This is a genomic window from Arthrobacter sp. BK1, from assembly GCF_056680055.1.
In genome coordinates, this window is record NZ_CM155263.1 from 2,100,280 (window position 1) to 2,115,451 (window position 15,172).

Consider the following 15,172-nt stretch of genomic DNA (forward strand, 5'->3'; position numbering starts at 1 on the left):
TCCGGGCAGCCTCCAGCCAGGACGTGTTCATTGAAGGGTGTTCAGTCAGCGATGCGTACGGAGAAGTACGGGGCGGAGCTATTTCAGTCCGGTGGTGGCGATGCCGTTGATGAGGTACTTCTGGCCGGCGATGAAGAAGCCGATGATGGGGGCGATGGACACCACGGACATGGCGAACATGGGGCCCCACATGCTTTGGCCTTCCGAATCCATGAACGCCCGCAGTGCCAGGGGAACCGTGTAGAGGTCCTGGTTCTGGATGTAAAGCAGCGGTCCGAAGAACTCGTTCCAGGTGGAGATGAACGTGAAGATCGCGGTGGTGGCCATGGCCGGGATGCAGAGGGGCATGATCACCCGGAGGAAGGTGCGGAACGGTCCGCAGCCGTCGATCTGGGCGGCGTCGTCCAGTTCCTTGGGGAGCGCCTTCATGAACTGCACCATCAGGAAGATGAAGAACGCATTGGTTGCCATGAAGTTCGGCACGATCAGCGGCAGGTAGGTATCAAGCCAGCCCAGCTGGGAGAAGATGATGTACTGCGGCACCAGGAGCACGTGGCCGGGCAGCATCAGGGTGCCCAGCATCAGGGCGAAGAAGAGCTTCCGGCCGGTGAACTCCATCCGGGCGAAGGCGTAGGCGGCCAGGGCGCAGGAGAAGATGTTCCCGATGATCGAGAAGACGACCACGATCAGGGAGTTGATCAGGTAGACATGGAACGGCTGGTTCAGCGCATTCCAGCCCTGTTCGTAGTTGCTGAAGTCCCAGTTCTCCGGCCACAGGCCGAGCTGGCGGAAGATGTCGTTGCTGGGCTTGAAGGAGCTGGAGATCAGCCACAGCAGCGGATACAGCATGACCAGGCCCACCAGGCACAGGATCAGGTGGCGGGAGAAGCGGGTCCCCGGGGTGCCGGTCAGCGCATCTTCCGGAGCTTCTTCCTTCTTTTGCTTGTTCTTGACGGGTAGTTCGAGGAGAGCCATAGCGGTTGCCTTAATTGTCGTAGAAGACCCAGAACTTGGATGCGATGAAGTTGATGGCCGTGAAAATCGCAATGATCATCAGCAGCAGCCATGCCATGGCGGAGGCGTAACCCATCTCGAATTCGGTGAAGCCCTTCTGGTACAGGTACAGGTTGTAGAACAGTGTTGAATCCGCCGGTCCGCCCGTGCCGCCGCTCATCACATAGCCCTGGGTGAAGGTCTGGAAGGACCCGATGAGCTGCATGATGAGGTTGAAGAAAATGATGGGGCTGATCAGCGGCAACGTGATGGCGCGGAACTGCCGCCACTTCGAAGCGCCGTCAATGGAGGCGGCCTCGTAGTACATGGTGGGTACCTGCCGCAGGCCGGCCAGGAAGATCACCATGGGCGAGCCGAACGTCCACACGTTCAGGACGATCAGGGTGCTCAGGGCAAACTCGGGGTCGGTGACCCAGGCCGGTCCCTGGATGCCGAACCAGCCCAGGAAGCCGTTGACGATTCCGTCGTTGCCGAAGATGTAGCGCCACAGCATCACGATCGCCACGCTGCCGCCCAGCAGGGACGGCAGGTAGTACACGGACCGGTAGATCGAGAGGCCGCTGAGTCCGCGGTTCAGCACCAGGGCAACCAGCAGCGCGATGGCCAGCGAGATCGGCACCGAGACGAAGGTGTAGATGAACGTGACCTTCAGGGACTGCAGCAGCCGGGGGTCCTCGAACATGGCCTGGAAGTTGGCCAGCCCCACGAAGTTCGGCTCGGTGAAGAGGTTGTAGTCCGTGAAGGCAAGGTAGAGCGAGGCGAAGAACGGGATGATCGTAAAGAGCATGCCGAGGAACCACGGCAACAGGAAGAGGTAGCCCGAGCGTTGGTTGGTGCGCCGGGAGGGGCCACGCTTCGGTGTGCCACGCCCCGGCGCTGCGAGGGCGGCGGCAGCGCCGGAGGCTTGCTTGGTCAGCACTGACATGGTGTCAGGCTCCTATCTGCTTGGCTGGGTGTCTGGGCGCGGGGCGGCTACTTGTTGATGGCGGCATTGCTCTTCTCGAGGAAGGTCTTTGCTGCGTCTGCCGGGGTGATGCGGCCAAATTCGACTTCGGTGCCGAGCTGCTTGAGGGTATCCGCCACCACGCTGGCGCCCTTGGGGTAGACGTAGGCGGGCGGCAGGTCATCCTTCTGGATATCCGCCACCATCTCGACGAATTTGGTGTCATCCGGCCCGAGCTTGGACAGGATGGCTTCGGTCACGTCCGGGTTGATGGGCACACCGCGCTGGGTCAGGGTCTGGGCGGCGCCGTCGACGTCGTTGATCAGGAAGTTCAGCAGCTTGGCGGCCTCCTTGGGGTGCTTGGACTTCGCGGCAACGGACCAGAGCATGCTCGGATCGGCGGAGTAGCCGCGGCGCTTTTCGGTGGTCTCACCGGGCATGCGCAACAGGACCAGGTTTCCGCCGGAGGCCTCGTTGTAGCCCTTGAAGTTGTTGATGGGAATGATCTGGGACGCGACCGTTCCCTTGGCGAGATAGGACTGCGCAGGCGAACCGCCGATCTGCTCGAAGAAGCCGGCGGGCGGGTAGCCGCCGGCCTGGCGCAGGTCCACGCTGTACTGGAACCATTCGCGGATGGTTTCCTCGCTCACGCCGAGCTTGTTGTCCTTGGTGTAGAAGTCCTCGCCACGCTGCCGGGCGAACAGGATGGGGCCGGTTTCGGTGGCAACGTCATAGCCCGCACCGTAGATCTTTCCGCCGGTCTTTTGCGACACCTCGGTGGCGAACTTGGCGTAGTCCTCCCAGCTCCAGGTCTTGTCATCCGGGATGGTGACACCGGCCTGGTCTGTGATGGTCTTGTTCACCACCATGCCGATGAGGTTGACGCCGGTGGCCAGGCCGTACAGTTTGCCGTCCACCTCGCCGCGGCTCTGGATGGTTGCGGGAATCTTGGCCAGATCGATCTCCGGCAGCGTCTTCAGGTCTGCGAGGGTGCCACGCTGGGCGTATTCCAGCAGGGTCCGGTTGGCCATGTTCAGCACGTCGGGGGGATTGCCGCCGGCGAACCGGGTTGCCAGCTTGTCCGCGTAGGGCCCGCTGTCCTGGTATTCGCTCTTGACCGTGATCCCTGGGTTTTTCTCCTCAAAGATCTTGATGGCGGCGTCCGTCATTTTGGCGCGGTTGGAGTCACCCCAGTAGACGAAGTTCAGTTCCACATTGCCGCCTGCCGAAGGCGTGGATGCTCCGCCGCAGCCGCTCAGGGCCAGGCCTGCCGCGGTGATCGCCGCCCCAAGGATGACTCTGCGGGGGATGCGGGTGTTCGCTGTCTTCTTCATCGAATGACGCCTCTCTAAGGATGTCCGGACTGGCTCCCGGCGGCTGGATCGCCGCCTTGGAGTCAGGAAACTTTCTGAATCAAACAACTGGTTCCACTCGACCAAGCAAGATCTTCCAGAAGCTTTCAGAAAAAGTGAGTAAACGATTTCTAGCAAGGAATCACTGTGACTGTCAACACAATTCTTCGAAGCCAACCAGCAAAAAGAGTTAAGAAACTTTCTGTACTACTTGCCGAAGATTTCTGTGATGGCTAGGCTGATCCCCACATCACCGGCAATCAACCAACCAGGAGGTCCTGTGGTCACCCACGCGATCCCGGCGGAGGCACCCGGCGGCCCTGCATGCTCCGGGCGGCAGCAGCTTGCGGACCACGTCACCACCCTGCGGCAGCCCGCCACCAGCGCGCCCCGCCCCTTTTTCCATCCGGTGCGTTCCCTTGCCGGTGCAACCGTGACCGAGGCCGGGCCGGCGGACCATCCGCATCACCTGGGCCTGTCCGTTGCCTTCTCCGACATCAACGGCACCAACTTCTGGGGCGGATCCACCTTCACCGCCGCCACCGGCCCCATGCTCCTGGCCAACCACGGCAGGCAGCTCCCCCTCGGCTGGCAATCGTTCGAGAGCGAAACGGGCAGGACAGAAGAGGGCCGCGTCTCCTGGCGGTCGGAGTCGGACAACGAGCTCGCCGTCGAGCAGCGGCGCATCGAGCGATTCGCCCACCCTGGGGCCGGAAGCTGGGGCCTGTCCCTGACGTCGGTGATCTTCCCGGCGGCGGGCGTGGAGCGGCTGTTGGTGTCGTCGTCGGCCGTCAAGGGCAGGGCAGGCGCCGGGTACGGCGGAATCTTCTGGAGGTTCCCCCGCGGCACCGGGGACCCGCAGATCCTGTCCGCCGCGGGCAGCGGCGCCGACACCGCTCACGGGTCAATGTCACCGTGGCTGTCGGTCACCATGCAGACCGCTGGCGCACCGGTGAGCGTTGTCCTTGCCCAGGACCCCGGTCTCCTGCGCCCGTGGTTCATCAGGGCAGAGGGCTACCTGGGGGCAGGCCCTGCGGTTGCTTGGGCGGATGCGGCCTCGGTGGATCACAGCAACCCGCTCAGGCTCAGCCTCCACGCCGTGATCCACGACGGCCCCGTGCCCACGGCCGCCCGCGCCCTTGAACTGCTCCACCACCACCCACGAACCAGCCGCCCCGGCACTTCCGACAGGACACCATGACAACCCGGATCACCCCCCTCTACTCCAATCCCATCCTCAATGGCGACTGGCCGGACCCTGATGCAGTGCAGGTGGACGGCACCTATTACCTCATCGCCTCCAGCTTCAACCGGGTTCCCGGGCTGCCCGTCCTGAAATCGCGGAACCTCGTGGACTGGGAACACGCCGGCCACGCCCTCGCCGAGCTGCCGCAGGGCAGCCACTACTCGCTGGTGCGCCACGGAAGCGGTGTCTGGGCACCGGCCCTGCGCCACCACAACGGCCGTTTCTGGATCTTCTACCCGGACCCGGACCACGGCATCTTCGTCCTCAGCGCCGAACGCGCCGAGGGGCCATGGACCACGCCTCACCTGCTGTACGCCGGGCGCGGGATCATCGATCCGTGCCCGCTCTGGGACGATGACGGCGAGGCCTATCTGGTCCACGGCTGGGCGCACAGCAGGGTGGGCGTCAAAAACCGGCTGACAGTCCACCGCATGAGCCCGGACGCGGACCGGCTCCTGGACCACGGGACCCACGTGGTCAACGGGACGGACCTCCCCGGCTACACCACGTTGGAAGGCCCCAAGTTCTACAAACGCGAGGGCTGGTACTGGATCTTCGCGCCGGCGGGCGGGGTGGCCACCGGCTGGCAGTCGGTTTTCCGCTCCCGCTCCCCGTTCGGCCCCTATGAAGGACGCAAGGTGCTGGAACAGGGAAATTCCGAGGTCAACGGTCCCCACCAGGGCGCCTGGGTCACCACACCCGAGGGACAGGACTGGTTCCTGCACTTTCAGGACCGTGGCCCCTACGGCCGCGTGGTCCACCTCCAGCCGATGGGCTGGGGCGGGGACGGCTGGCCGTGGATGGGAACGCCAGCGGACGACGGCGGCCCCGGGACGCCCGTGGCCAGCCACCCCTACCCGGCGGGAACAGTGATCAAAGAGGCGGGGCCGCCGGCCGGCGACACCTTCGAATCCCCCGGGCTGGGGCCGCAGTGGCACTGGCAGGCCAATCCAAGAGATTCCTGGTCGCGCCAGCCCGGAGGCGGGCAGCTGGTGCTTTGTCCGCAGGCCAACGATCCCGGGAACCTTCGCGAACTGCCCAACGTGCTGGGCCAGATCCTGCCCGGCACGCCGTCCGTGTTCACCACCACGCTGGAACTGGACGGTGTCCCGGTGGGTACCCGGGCCGGCGTCGTCGTTCTCGGGCAGCGGTACGCGTGGCTCGGGATCATCAGGACAGCCGACGGCTACATCCTGGGAAGCGGCACGGGAGGAGATTCCCCGCACGAGCTGCCGCTGGGCCGGCCCGTCCCGTTGGCAGGCCCGCGGATTGAACTGCAGATCCGCACGGACGGCAGCCCTCGCTCCACGTTCGCCTGGCGCGCCGGGCGCGCTGACCCGTGGGAAGTCCAGGGGTGGAACTTCGAGGTGGTGGAAGGCAAATGGATCGGCGCGGAACTGGGGATCTTCACGGCTTCACCGCTGGGATCACCGGAAAGCGGCAGTGTTATCGTTGGTCCCGTGCGGGTTGAGACTGCGCCGGTCCGCCGGGCATTTGCCGCGCATCTCGCCGCCGCTTCCCGATGACCCCAAGGACTGCTCTTTTGACCGCCATTCCGCGCCCCAAGATCGCAGATGTGGCCGCCGCGGCAGGCGTCTCGGTCCCCACAGTGTCCAAGGTCCTCAACGGTCGGGCGCATGTTTCCGAAGCGACGCGCGCCAAGGTCCGCCGGGCGCTCGAGGAGCTGGACTACACCAAGCGGAACGTGCCTGCGGACCAGCCGGGGCTGCTGCAGCTGGTGGTCAACAACTTCGATTCCCCCTGGGTGCTGGAGATCATGGCCGGGGCCGAGGATGCCGCCGCCAGGCTTGGCTACTCCGTCGTTTACACGCGGGCGGAGCGCGCCACGGCCGAGTCCTGGCGGAAACTCCGGGAGTCATCCGCCAACCGGCTGGCAGGCGTGGTGCTCCTGGCACCGCGCCGCGGTTCCCGGCTGGTGACCACCCTCCGCAGCCTCAATATCCCCGCCGTAGCTGTTGACCCCGAAGGCACGGAGGGGCTCACCATCCCCAGCGTCAGCCCGGCGTCGTTCTCCGGAGCCCTCGCCGCGGTGGGCCACCTGCTGGAACTGGGCCACCGCCGGATCGGCATCATCACCGGCCGGGGCCACGGGTCCGGGCACAGCCGGGCACGGTATGCCGCTTATGCCGCCGCACTGCACGAAGCGGGACTGCCGGTCCTTCCGGAGCTGGTGCGCGACGGCGACTTCAGCATCGAAGCCGGCGTCCGGCACGGCGGGGACCTCCTTGACCTGCCGGAGCCCCCCACTGCGATCTTCGCCGCCAATGACCTGCAGGCCCTGGGCGTCATGAATGCCGCCACGGGGCGTTCGCTGAAGATTCCGGCGGATCTGAGCGTGGTGGGCTTCGACGACATTGCCCAGGCCGCCCTGACGTCACCGCCCCTGACCACCGTCCGCCAACCCTTGGCACAGCTGGCATCCATGGCGGTGGGCATGCTGATGGAACAGCTCGACCTGCACAGACCGGCCACACCGGCCGCCCTGGAACTGGCCACCGAAATGGTGGTGCGTGGCAGCACCGCCCCTCCCCGCGCGGGCTAGGCGGGACGCGGGCTGGCTAGGGTTCCGCCGTCGCGCGGTTCTCCGCAGCATCCGCTGCCGTCCGGGCGTACGACGCCGAGAGCCGTCGGTAAACAGGTGTGAGGAATGCCAGCAGCGCGGCGATGATCATGATGATCCCGGCCACCAGGAACACCAGGGCGATCCCTCGGGAGACGCCCTCGCCCAGCAGCGGTTCCAGCTGCGCGGCGCCGTCGGCCGAGCGCGCATAGGGAAGGATCCAGAACTGGGCAATCGGCGCGATGAGGAATGCGGTGACCGGCGCCGCCGCGGACTCGAACGCCATGGCGAATCCAAACACCCGGCCCTGCCGGGGCAGCGGCACTACCTGCTGGATGACGGTCTGCTCGGCTGCCTCCACAAACGGCACCAGGACTAGGTACAGCCAGATTCCGGCGATGTACAGCCATGCCCACTCCCGCAGCGTGAACACCGCGCCGAGCACCCCCATGACGATCACCGCGATGAGCAAGGTACGCAGGGGGTTGGACCCGAGCCCGAACTTGGCGATCAGCGCCCCGCCCACCAGGATGCCGGTGGAGGCGATCCCGAAGTAGGTCCCCCAGAGCTCCACGGGAAACATCTCCAGGCCGTAGGGATCCATCAGTGCCATGTAGACGCCGCCGATGAAGTTGTTGAACGTGGAAAACACGATCAGAGCGAACAGGCCGGAAATTGCCAGCACGGCGGCCAGTGAGCCGTGCAGGTCGAACCCGCCGTGGGCGTCCGTTGCCGCAGCCCGCACCTCCTCCGGCATGCGCATTGTCAGCAGGTGCGCGAAGGCCAGCGCCGTGAGCACCAACGAGACGACAATGGTCCAGCCCATCCCCAGCAACCCGACCGAGAGCCCGGAGAGGACCGAGGTGACGATCAGCATCAGTCCCTGCACCATGCCCACCATCCCGTTCGCCTTGTCCCGCCGGTCCGGCTCGATGAGGATGGTGACCGTGGTGGAGAGGGCGATGTTGCGCAGGTTCTCCACCACCGCGCCGATCAGGATGATCACTGTGAGGATCCAGAACCAGGGCTGTGTGAGGTCCAGCATCATGGCGGGTGGCGTCAGCAGGAACAGCACCCCGGACAGCACGAACATCACCAGGGTGAAGCCGGCGGCGAAGCGCATCACGGCCAGCTTGCGGTAGCGGTCAACGAAGGTGCCGAAGCTGATGCTGGAGAGGGCGATGAGCAGCATGTACGCGCCGCCGATCACACCGGTGGCGATCACGTTGCGTGTCTCCAGATACACCCAGAAGGTCAGGGCGAACCACAGGTAGCTGGTGGTGATGTTGGAGACGCCGGTGTTCACCAGGATGCCGGCAAATGTGCGGGACCGCTCCGCCGGGCTGCGTAGAGAAGTGCCGACGACGGGAGCCTCCGCGGCCATGGAAGGGGCCGGTTCGTGCTCGGTCATGGGGTCCAGTTTACTGGGAACGATGGGGCCGGGACAGGTTTTCGGCTGGCTTGGCAGCGGCTGGCCGACAGATTTCAGAACGGACGACGGCGGCAGGCTCCCGCCGTCGTACGTCTTTTCACATGCCCTCAGCTTCGCCGGCGGCCTCTGGCCCCGGAATTGGTCGATTGCGTGAGCGCTTCCGGACGAACACCGTCCGAAGCTGCTGCGGAAAGGTCAGCCGGCTCCTCCGGCTGACCACGATCACCGAAACCAGGCCGGTCAGCAGCACCACCGCGCCGCCGGCGGCCACTGACCAGCGTGCGCCGAATTCAGTGCCGATCCATCCCATCAGGGGCGCCCCCAAGGCGGTTCCGCCCTGGAGGACGGCCAGATAGAGGGCCAGAACCCGCCCCCGAAATTGGGGATTCACTGACAGCTGGATGCTGGTGTTGCAGCTGTTCAGGAAGGTGATGGCTGCCAGGCCCACCGGAACCAGGACGGCGGCGTAAAGCCAGAACGACGGCGATACGCTCGCTATCAGGGTGAAGACGCCCAGCCCGAGCGCGCCACCGAGCAGGAACCGCAGGCGGGGACCGGTCCTGCGGGCCGCAAGCAGGGCACCTGCCAGTGTCCCCACGGCCATCACGGAGCCCAGGAGACCAAACTCCCCCGGGCCCATCCCGAATTCCGCCGTGGACATCAGGGCGTTGATGATGGGGAAATTCATGCCAAAGGCGCCGAGGATCCCCACCATCACGAGGATGAGCACCAGGTCCGGGCGCCGTCGGACGTACCGCAGGCCCTCGGTGACCTGGCCCTTGCCACGGACCGCGGGCTCGGAAGGTGCCAGTTCAGACGTCCGGATCCGCCACAAGGAGAGGATGACGGCGGCGAAGCTGGCCGCGTTGAGCAGGAATACCGGACCTGTGCCGATCCACGCGATGAGCAGGCCGGCGATGGCCGGCCCGGTGAGCCGTGCCGTGTTGAACGACGCCGAGTTCAGTGCGACCGCGTTGGCTACGTGTTTCTGCCCGACCAGTTCGGAAACGAATGCCTGGCGCGCCGGACCATCAATGGCGCCGGCCACTCCGAGGCACAAGGCCGCCAGGTAGGCCTGCCACAGCTGCGCGGTGCCGGTCAGCACCAGGATGCCCACCAGGAGCCCAATCAGGCCCATGGCCGACTGCGCCCACAGCAGGATCACGCGTTTCCGGTAGCGGTCCGCCAGCACCCCGGCGTACGGCCCGAGCAGGAGCATGGGCAGGAACTGAAGTCCCGTGGTGATGCCGACGGCGGTGCCGGAATTGTCCGTGAGGACGGTCAGCACCAGCCAGTCCTGGGCGATCCTCTGCATCCAGGTTCCGATATTGGACACGAGCGCCCCGCCGGCCCACAGCCGGTAGTTGCGGTTCCCGAGTGCCTGGAACATGGCACTCATCTGGCGCTCAGCTCCTGCATGATGTGGGCGGCGCGGCTGAGGGTTCGGCGGTCCTCTTCACTGAGCCCGGCGACGCGCTGTGCCAGCCATGCCGTCCGCTGGCTGCGGGCCTCGGCGAGCACCGCCTCACCGGCCGGAGTGATGCTGACCTGGACCTGGCGGCCGTCCTCCGGATGCGGTGATCTTGACGCGAATCCCTGATCGGTGAGCGCATTGACTATCCGTGTCATCGACGGCGCCTGCACGTGTTCCCGGTCGGCCAGTTCGCGGAGGGTCTGGGATTTCACCCGGAGGTGCGCGAGGACGGTGTACTGGCCCGGTGTGATGACATCCCCCGTTGCCTCAATACGCAGGCGGCGGGACGTCCGCATCACGGCAGTCCGCAGGTCGATGGCCAAAGTGTCCGGCTGGAGGCTGTCCTGCTCGCTGTGGACCGGGCTGGTCATGGCGGTCATCCCTTTCATTACCGCACCAAGGCATTACGGTCCGCGGGCGATAGTTAGCATTGCTAATTAGTCCTGCTAACCATTATGGATCTTCTTCGCCAGGACGGCCAGTCCTCTTTTGCGGCGCCGGAGCGGCATTGGACACTGCGGGTGAATTACGGGACGAGCCTGACGTCCTCGCCCCGGAGGGTGGCACGGAAGCCGTCGCTTTGGACCGCGACATCCTGAAGCACCAGACCCTCGGGCAGGCCCTCAATCTCGTGCTCGATGGTCACGAGGCTCCTTACCACGGCGCCGACGGCGTCCGAGAGAAAGTCCGGCCCGCCAAAGTCGATCGAGCGCGGCTCAACAACCAGCCTGCCGGACTCGACCTCCACCGTTCCGGTCGCGGTGACGCGCAGTTCCCGGCCGAGGGCCTCGACGGTGCGAACGACGGCGGCCTGGCCGCCTTCAGCGGCGCGGACCACCGTCCCGCCACCGAGCTCGCCGGCGACGACGTCGAACGGCACAGTCGCGTCCACTGAAAGCCGGGCGGCGACCAGCCCCTCCGGCCCGGTAACCGCATCCTGCGCGATCGCCCGAACGTCACGGAGCGTAGAGCCCGCGGCCACCACTGCCCCGGCCCCCAATTCAAGATCGGCGAGCCACACCTCGTCCTCGCGCAGGCCGGTGGGAGCCTCTGTGTCAGGCGGGCTCCCGGCACTGTCCGACGGAGACGGCACAGCAGCCCCCGCCCCGCCCCCACCGGCCGGACCGCTTACCACCAACCAAAGGATCGTAAGCACAACCCCCATGACGACGACCATCCCGGCAGCACCGATCAGCCAGTCCTTCGCACGCGTCCACTCCATGAGGACAGTCTGCTGGCTCGCAGGCTGTGGCGCGAAACCGCAAGCCGTTAGGCGCCCGACCTCGAAAGTACACACATTGTGCCCTACCCGCTGTCAGTGCCGCGGAGTAGGGTGCCGTCATGGACATCATCCTGGTACCCGGTTTCTGGTTGGACGCCTCGTCGTGGGAGGAGGTCACCCCTGCCTTGGCCGCGGCAGGGCATACCTGCCACCCGCTCACCCTCCCCGGCCTTGAATCGAAAAACGCAAAACGGGCCGGCATCACCCTCAAGGACCACATCGACGCCGTTGTGAAAATGATGGACGCCCTGGAGGGCAAGGTGGTGCTGGTGGGTCACTCCGGTGGCGGTGCTGTCATCCACGGGGTGGCGGACGTGCGGCCTGCCCGCGTAGCGCGGAACATTTACGTGGACAGCGGGCCCCTGGGTGAAGGGGGCGTCATTAATGACGAGCTGCCGGCCGACGGCGACGACGTCCCGTTCCCGCCGTGGGACGGCTTCGAGGACGCCGACCTGACGGACCTCACGGAGGATCTGCGCAAGGCATTCCGTGCCCGCGCCATCCCGGAGCCCAAAGGCGTGGCGCACGGCAGACAGCGCCTGCACGACGTCCGCCGTTACGAGGTTCCCGCCACGGTGATCGCCTGCCAGTTCCCGTCCTCGCTGCTGCAGGAATGGATCGACGCCGGCCACCCCTTCACCGCCGAACTGGCCCGCATCCGCGACGTCGAATTCGTGGACCTCCCTACCGGCCACTGGCCGCAGTTCACCAAACCGGCCGAGCTTGCCCAGGCCATCCTGGCTGCAGTGGACCGCACCACCTGACCGTGGCCGGAGATGCGTTCCTCCGCCGCTGGTTTGTGTCCGTAACCCTTGCGGAAGCCGCAGGGTTTGCCATTCCCGCGATCATCGGCGGCACCCTTTCCCTCTTGGCCGCGCCCGCCGGAGTCGTGTATCCCGCCATGGTCCTGGCCGGTGTGTGTGAAGGTTTCCTCCTGGGCTTCGGCCAATCAGTCGGTTTTGGCGCCGCGGTTCCTCGGGCACCATGGATGCTCACGACGGCGGCGGGCGCGGCACTGGCATGGTCCATCGGAATGCTCCCCAGCACCCTGGGCGGCATCGACTTCAGCTCCACCGGAGTGATCGTCCTTGCCGCCGTGCTCGGCTGCGCCCTTCTGCTGTCCATCCCCACACTCCAATGGCTGGTCCTGCGCCGATTGATCCCGCACCGGCGGACAGCCTTCTGGATTCCCGTCAACGCAGGCGCCTGGGCGGTTGGACTCCTGTGGACCTTCGCGCCGTCCCCGTTCATTGACGAAACCACCCCGGTGCCGGTCCTGTTCGCCGTCTACCTGCTTGCCGGGCTCCTGATGGCTGCCACCGTGGCAGTGCTCACCGGGTTCGCAGCCCGGCGTGCAGGCAACATCGTCATTCGAAGTGCGACCGCGGATCCGCCGGGTGGGGGAAAGCTCGAATGAGCGACGTCACTTGCGCTATCGGAATCGCCGCAGGAAAGCGGCACCGGCCCGCACGAACGGCAGCCCCACCAGGACCAGACCGCCCGCGGCTACGGCCAGGGCAGCGAAGCTCAACGCGAACTGCGCCTGGCCCGCGTATGCCTGGAAGACGCTGACCGCCAGGACCAGCGCGTAACCGATGGCGGCAGTCCACACTGTCCGCCGCCGCCGCGCGTCGGACCAGGTAACGTGCTGAACGAGCCAGCCGAGCAACGGCAGGACCTGGATCGCGTGCAGGGCGATCCCGTGCGGAGATTTCAGGACCCCGGCCGCGCCCACCACCACGCCTTCGGGGCCGAAAACGGCAGCATCATTGCCAGCCAGGACCGCAGGCTCACCGATTGCGATGATGGCGACGCCGAGGACCTGTCCCGCGACGAGCAGCACCATGCCTGCCCGGATGGACAGAGTGAGTGCAGGCTGCCCGGGCCTGGCCGATTTGAAGCTCAGGATGGCCAGGCTGACCATCACCACGACGATGACCGTCACGGCGAGGCCCATGGCGGAGAAGACTGCGGCATCGAACGGTGTGGCGTTGTTGAAATGCGACGGGACTCCGCGCCAGGCCTGCAAGGTCACCAACGCACCCTCGGCCACAATCGCCGCGCTGAGGGCGCCGAGCAGGATCCACGCGGTGACCGGCCTGCGCTTCAGACGCGCGTCGATCAGGGCAAGTGTGATGGCGGTGAGCGCGAGGGACAGACCGAAAGTGATCGGCTTGCGCCAACCCACCGGGCCTTCCCATGCCGTGCCGGAAATAAGGAACACCACGGAATGGAAAGCGGCGGAGGCTGCCATCAGGAGGCCGACGGCGGCCAGGACTTTCGCCGGTGGGGACAGTTCCCGCCACCCGCGGCGAAGATGTGAGGGGCCGGGGATAGAGGGACGGAGGCGCTGGGTCGTGGTTGCTGGGTTCACGAAATTCAGAGTAGGTTTTCGGCCGGTCCGGCCGGATCCGGGACTCCCCTGATGCGGACCCTGGGCGCACCCTCATTTCACCCCGGGACCCGCTGAAATCCAATGAATCCTGTCGCAAACCACGAACCCTGGGCTAGCCTTGCCAACAGAGGCCCGGGATCTTGGCAGCAACAAATACTTTGCGCTGGCTGGCGTCCTGGTGGCGCTGTCCAACCACGTGGACTACTAATTCCAGAATCACGAAGGTCCGGCCGGTGACTGCACCGGCCGGATCTTTGGTTTAAACAAACACAACAAGTATTGTTATCTTATTTACAAATTTGTCATACGCGACTAAATTCTTACCATCCCCAGCGGATCACATCTGGATCCGCTTTATGCGTTCGAAGAGGATGACTATGACATTTACCAGGACTCTGGCCACAAGCCTCATGAGCCTCTCAACAGCAGCGTTGCTCGCCCTTTGCTCGGCAGGAGGGGCAAGCGCCGCACCCCCGGCGCCGGAGAACGAGGAATCGCGCGGCGTCAGCAGCTCACATGTCGCCGCCTCCGCGGACGCAGGCTACTGGACGCCGGAACGAATGCGCGCAGCAATCCCCGGCGATGTACTGGCTAAGAAGGCACTGGACCGGGCAAAAGCCAACAAGGCTGATGTGGCAGAACGTGAGGCAGCTGCACCGGAGAGCAAGGTCCAGGGTTCGGCCCCTCAGGTCCAGCAGAAGGCCAACGCCAGCGAAAACCCCGTTCCCCACATTGGCAAGGTCTTCTTCACCTTGGGCGGAGCAAACTACGTCTGCTCGGCAAACTCTGTGGTCTCCACCAACAAAAACACCGTCTCCACCGCCGGGCATTGCCTTAATGAAGGCCCCGGCGCCTTCGCTACCCGGTTCACTTTTGTCCCTGCCTACCTCAACGGTGCTGCGCCGTACGGCCAGTGGACGGCCAAAGCCCTCTACGCCCCCACCCAGTGGAGCTCCTCAGGCAGCATGCAGTATGACACCGGGTTCGCCGTGATGTCCCAGCTGAACGGCCGCAACCTCGCAGACGTCGTCGGGGCCTCCGGCGTGCAGTTCAATGCCGCACGCGGTCTCGCCTACAAGGCATTTGGTTATCCCGCAGCCTCGCCGTTCAACGGGGAATCCCTGAAGAGCTGCACCGGCACGGCCACGAACGATCCCTACAACCCGCAGTTCAACTCCCAGGGCATCCCGTGCAACATGACCGGTGGTTCCTCAGGCGGCCCGTGGTTCATCGGCACCAGCTCCAGCGGGTACCAGAACTCGGTCAACAGCTACGGCTACGGCAGCAAATCCACCAAGATGTACGGCCCGTACTGGGGTTCAGTAATCCAGCAGGCCTACACCACCGCATCCTCAGCGTCCTAGGCAACGGGGCGGGCGCTTTGCCCGCTTAGAACGGACTGAACGACGGCGGCCAGCCATGGGGGGCCGCCGTCGTTCACGTTGGGGTGAAG

The 15,172-nt window shown here is 65.5% G+C and carries 14 protein-coding genes; 6 read left to right on the forward strand and 8 right to left on the reverse strand.

The window, feature by feature from the left end; all coding sequences use genetic code 11:
• Nucleotides 1–78: 78 nt before the first annotated feature.
• The 3 genes from AC1MCA_RS09450 to AC1MCA_RS09460 are packed head-to-tail and all read right to left on the reverse strand — an operon-like array spanning nt 79 to nt 3,291.
• The gene (locus AC1MCA_RS09450) at nt 79–975 is read right to left on the reverse strand and encodes a carbohydrate ABC transporter permease (protein ID WP_131684218.1); all 897 of its coding nucleotides are present in this window, start codon (nt 973–975) and stop codon (nt 79–81) included.
• 10 nt (nt 976–985) lie between these two features.
• Entirely contained in the window at nt 986–1,939 is a 954-nt protein-coding gene (locus AC1MCA_RS09455) for a carbohydrate ABC transporter permease (RefSeq protein WP_479802961.1), read from the reverse strand.
• Nucleotides 1,940–1,986: 47 nt separating this feature from the next.
• Entirely contained in the window at nt 1,987–3,291 is a 1,305-nt protein-coding gene (locus AC1MCA_RS09460; protein ID WP_479802963.1) for an ABC transporter substrate-binding protein, read from the reverse strand.
• Nucleotides 3,292–3,589: 298 nt separating this feature from the next.
• Between AC1MCA_RS09460 and AC1MCA_RS09465 the strand changes: the two genes are divergently transcribed.
• From AC1MCA_RS09465 to AC1MCA_RS09475, 3 genes are read left to right on the forward strand one after another with little or no spacing between them, the layout of a single operon-like run.
• The gene (locus tag AC1MCA_RS09465) at nt 3,590–4,510 is read left to right on the forward strand and encodes a DUF6807 family protein (RefSeq protein ID WP_479802964.1); all 921 of its coding nucleotides are present in this window, start codon (nt 3,590–3,592) and stop codon (nt 4,508–4,510) included.
• Nucleotides 4,507–6,081 carry a glycoside hydrolase family 43 protein gene (locus tag AC1MCA_RS09470; protein WP_479802965.1) on the forward strand — a complete coding sequence of 525 codons (1,575 nt, stop codon included), beginning with the start codon at nt 4,507–4,509 and terminating at the stop codon, nt 6,079–6,081. The genes AC1MCA_RS09465 and AC1MCA_RS09470 overlap by 4 nt, the downstream gene beginning before the upstream one ends.
• Before the next feature lie 17 nt (nt 6,082–6,098).
• Nucleotides 6,099–7,118 carry a LacI family DNA-binding transcriptional regulator gene (locus tag AC1MCA_RS09475; protein ID WP_479802967.1) on the forward strand — a complete coding sequence of 340 codons (1,020 nt, stop codon included), beginning with the start codon at nt 6,099–6,101 and terminating at the stop codon, nt 7,116–7,118.
• 16 nt (nt 7,119–7,134) lie between these two features.
• On the opposite strand, the gene AC1MCA_RS09480 is transcribed toward AC1MCA_RS09475, so the two are convergent.
• From AC1MCA_RS09480 to AC1MCA_RS09495, 4 genes are all read right to left on the reverse strand, one after another.
• Nucleotides 7,135–8,547, reverse strand: a complete 1,413-nt coding sequence (locus tag AC1MCA_RS09480; RefSeq protein WP_479802969.1) for an MFS transporter — start codon at nt 8,545–8,547, stop codon at nt 7,135–7,137.
• A gap of 118 nt (nt 8,548–8,665) precedes the next feature.
• The gene (locus tag AC1MCA_RS09485) at nt 8,666–9,967 is read right to left on the reverse strand and encodes an MFS transporter (RefSeq protein WP_479802971.1); all 1,302 of its coding nucleotides are present in this window, start codon (nt 9,965–9,967) and stop codon (nt 8,666–8,668) included.
• Complete coding sequence (locus AC1MCA_RS09490) at nt 9,964–10,422, reverse strand: MarR family winged helix-turn-helix transcriptional regulator (RefSeq protein ID WP_479803353.1); 459 nt, start codon at nt 10,420–10,422, stop codon at nt 9,964–9,966. The genes AC1MCA_RS09485 and AC1MCA_RS09490 overlap by 4 nt, the downstream gene beginning before the upstream one ends.
• Before the next feature lie 146 nt (nt 10,423–10,568).
• Nucleotides 10,569–11,264, reverse strand: coding sequence for an LmeA family phospholipid-binding protein (locus AC1MCA_RS09495; RefSeq protein ID WP_479802973.1), 696 nt, complete (start codon nt 11,262–11,264; stop codon nt 10,569–10,571).
• 119 nt (nt 11,265–11,383) lie between these two features.
• Between AC1MCA_RS09495 and AC1MCA_RS09500 the strand changes: the two genes are divergently transcribed.
• Together AC1MCA_RS09500 and AC1MCA_RS09505 are read left to right on the forward strand one after the other, a co-directional pair.
• The gene (locus AC1MCA_RS09500; RefSeq protein WP_479802975.1) at nt 11,384–12,088 is read left to right on the forward strand and encodes an alpha/beta fold hydrolase; all 705 of its coding nucleotides are present in this window, start codon (nt 11,384–11,386) and stop codon (nt 12,086–12,088) included.
• A gap of 2 nt (nt 12,089–12,090) precedes the next feature.
• A complete protein-coding gene (locus tag AC1MCA_RS09505; RefSeq protein WP_479802977.1) occupies nt 12,091–12,741 on the forward strand; it encodes a hypothetical protein in 651 nt (216 codons plus the stop codon).
• Between the two features lie 15 nt (nt 12,742–12,756).
• Here the strand turns inward: AC1MCA_RS09505 and AC1MCA_RS09510 are convergent, their stop codons facing one another.
• Nucleotides 12,757–13,698 (reverse strand): hypothetical protein, encoded by a 942-nt coding sequence (locus tag AC1MCA_RS09510; protein WP_479802978.1) that lies wholly within the window; start codon nt 13,696–13,698, stop codon nt 12,757–12,759.
• Between the two features lie 398 nt (nt 13,699–14,096).
• On the opposite strand from AC1MCA_RS09510, the gene AC1MCA_RS09515 reads away from it, so the two are divergent.
• Nucleotides 14,097–15,083, forward strand: coding sequence for a trypsin-like serine peptidase (locus AC1MCA_RS09515; RefSeq protein WP_479802980.1), 987 nt, complete (start codon nt 14,097–14,099; stop codon nt 15,081–15,083).
• Nucleotides 15,084–15,172 lie beyond the last annotated feature (89 nt).

Bases quoted from the DNA above. Each gene is read 5' to 3' on its own strand.
- AC1MCA_RS09470 (WP_479802965.1), top strand. From the start codon at position 4,507: ATGACAACCCGGATCACCCCCCTCTACTCCAATCCCATCCTCAATGGC.
- AC1MCA_RS09450 (WP_131684218.1), bottom strand. From the start codon at position 975: ATGGCTCTCCTCGAACTACCCGTCAAGAACAAGCAAAAGAAGGAAGAA.
- AC1MCA_RS09455 (WP_479802961.1), bottom strand. From the start codon at position 1,939: ATGTCAGTGCTGACCAAGCAAGCCTCCGGCGCTGCCGCCGCCCTCGCA.
- AC1MCA_RS09485 (WP_479802971.1), bottom strand. From the start codon at position 9,967: ATGAGTGCCATGTTCCAGGCACTCGGGAACCGCAACTACCGGCTGTGG.
- AC1MCA_RS09515 (WP_479802980.1), top strand. From the start codon at position 14,097: ATGACATTTACCAGGACTCTGGCCACAAGCCTCATGAGCCTCTCAACA.
- AC1MCA_RS09500 (WP_479802975.1), top strand. From the start codon at position 11,384: ATGGACATCATCCTGGTACCCGGTTTCTGGTTGGACGCCTCGTCGTGG.
- AC1MCA_RS09490 (WP_479803353.1), bottom strand. From the start codon at position 10,422: ATGACCGCCATGACCAGCCCGGTCCACAGCGAGCAGGACAGCCTCCAG.
- AC1MCA_RS09460 (WP_479802963.1), bottom strand. From the start codon at position 3,291: ATGAAGAAGACAGCGAACACCCGCATCCCCCGCAGAGTCATCCTTGGG.
- AC1MCA_RS09495 (WP_479802973.1), bottom strand. From the start codon at position 11,264: ATGGAGTGGACGCGTGCGAAGGACTGGCTGATCGGTGCTGCCGGGATG.
- AC1MCA_RS09480 (WP_479802969.1), bottom strand. From the start codon at position 8,547: ATGACCGAGCACGAACCGGCCCCTTCCATGGCCGCGGAGGCTCCCGTC.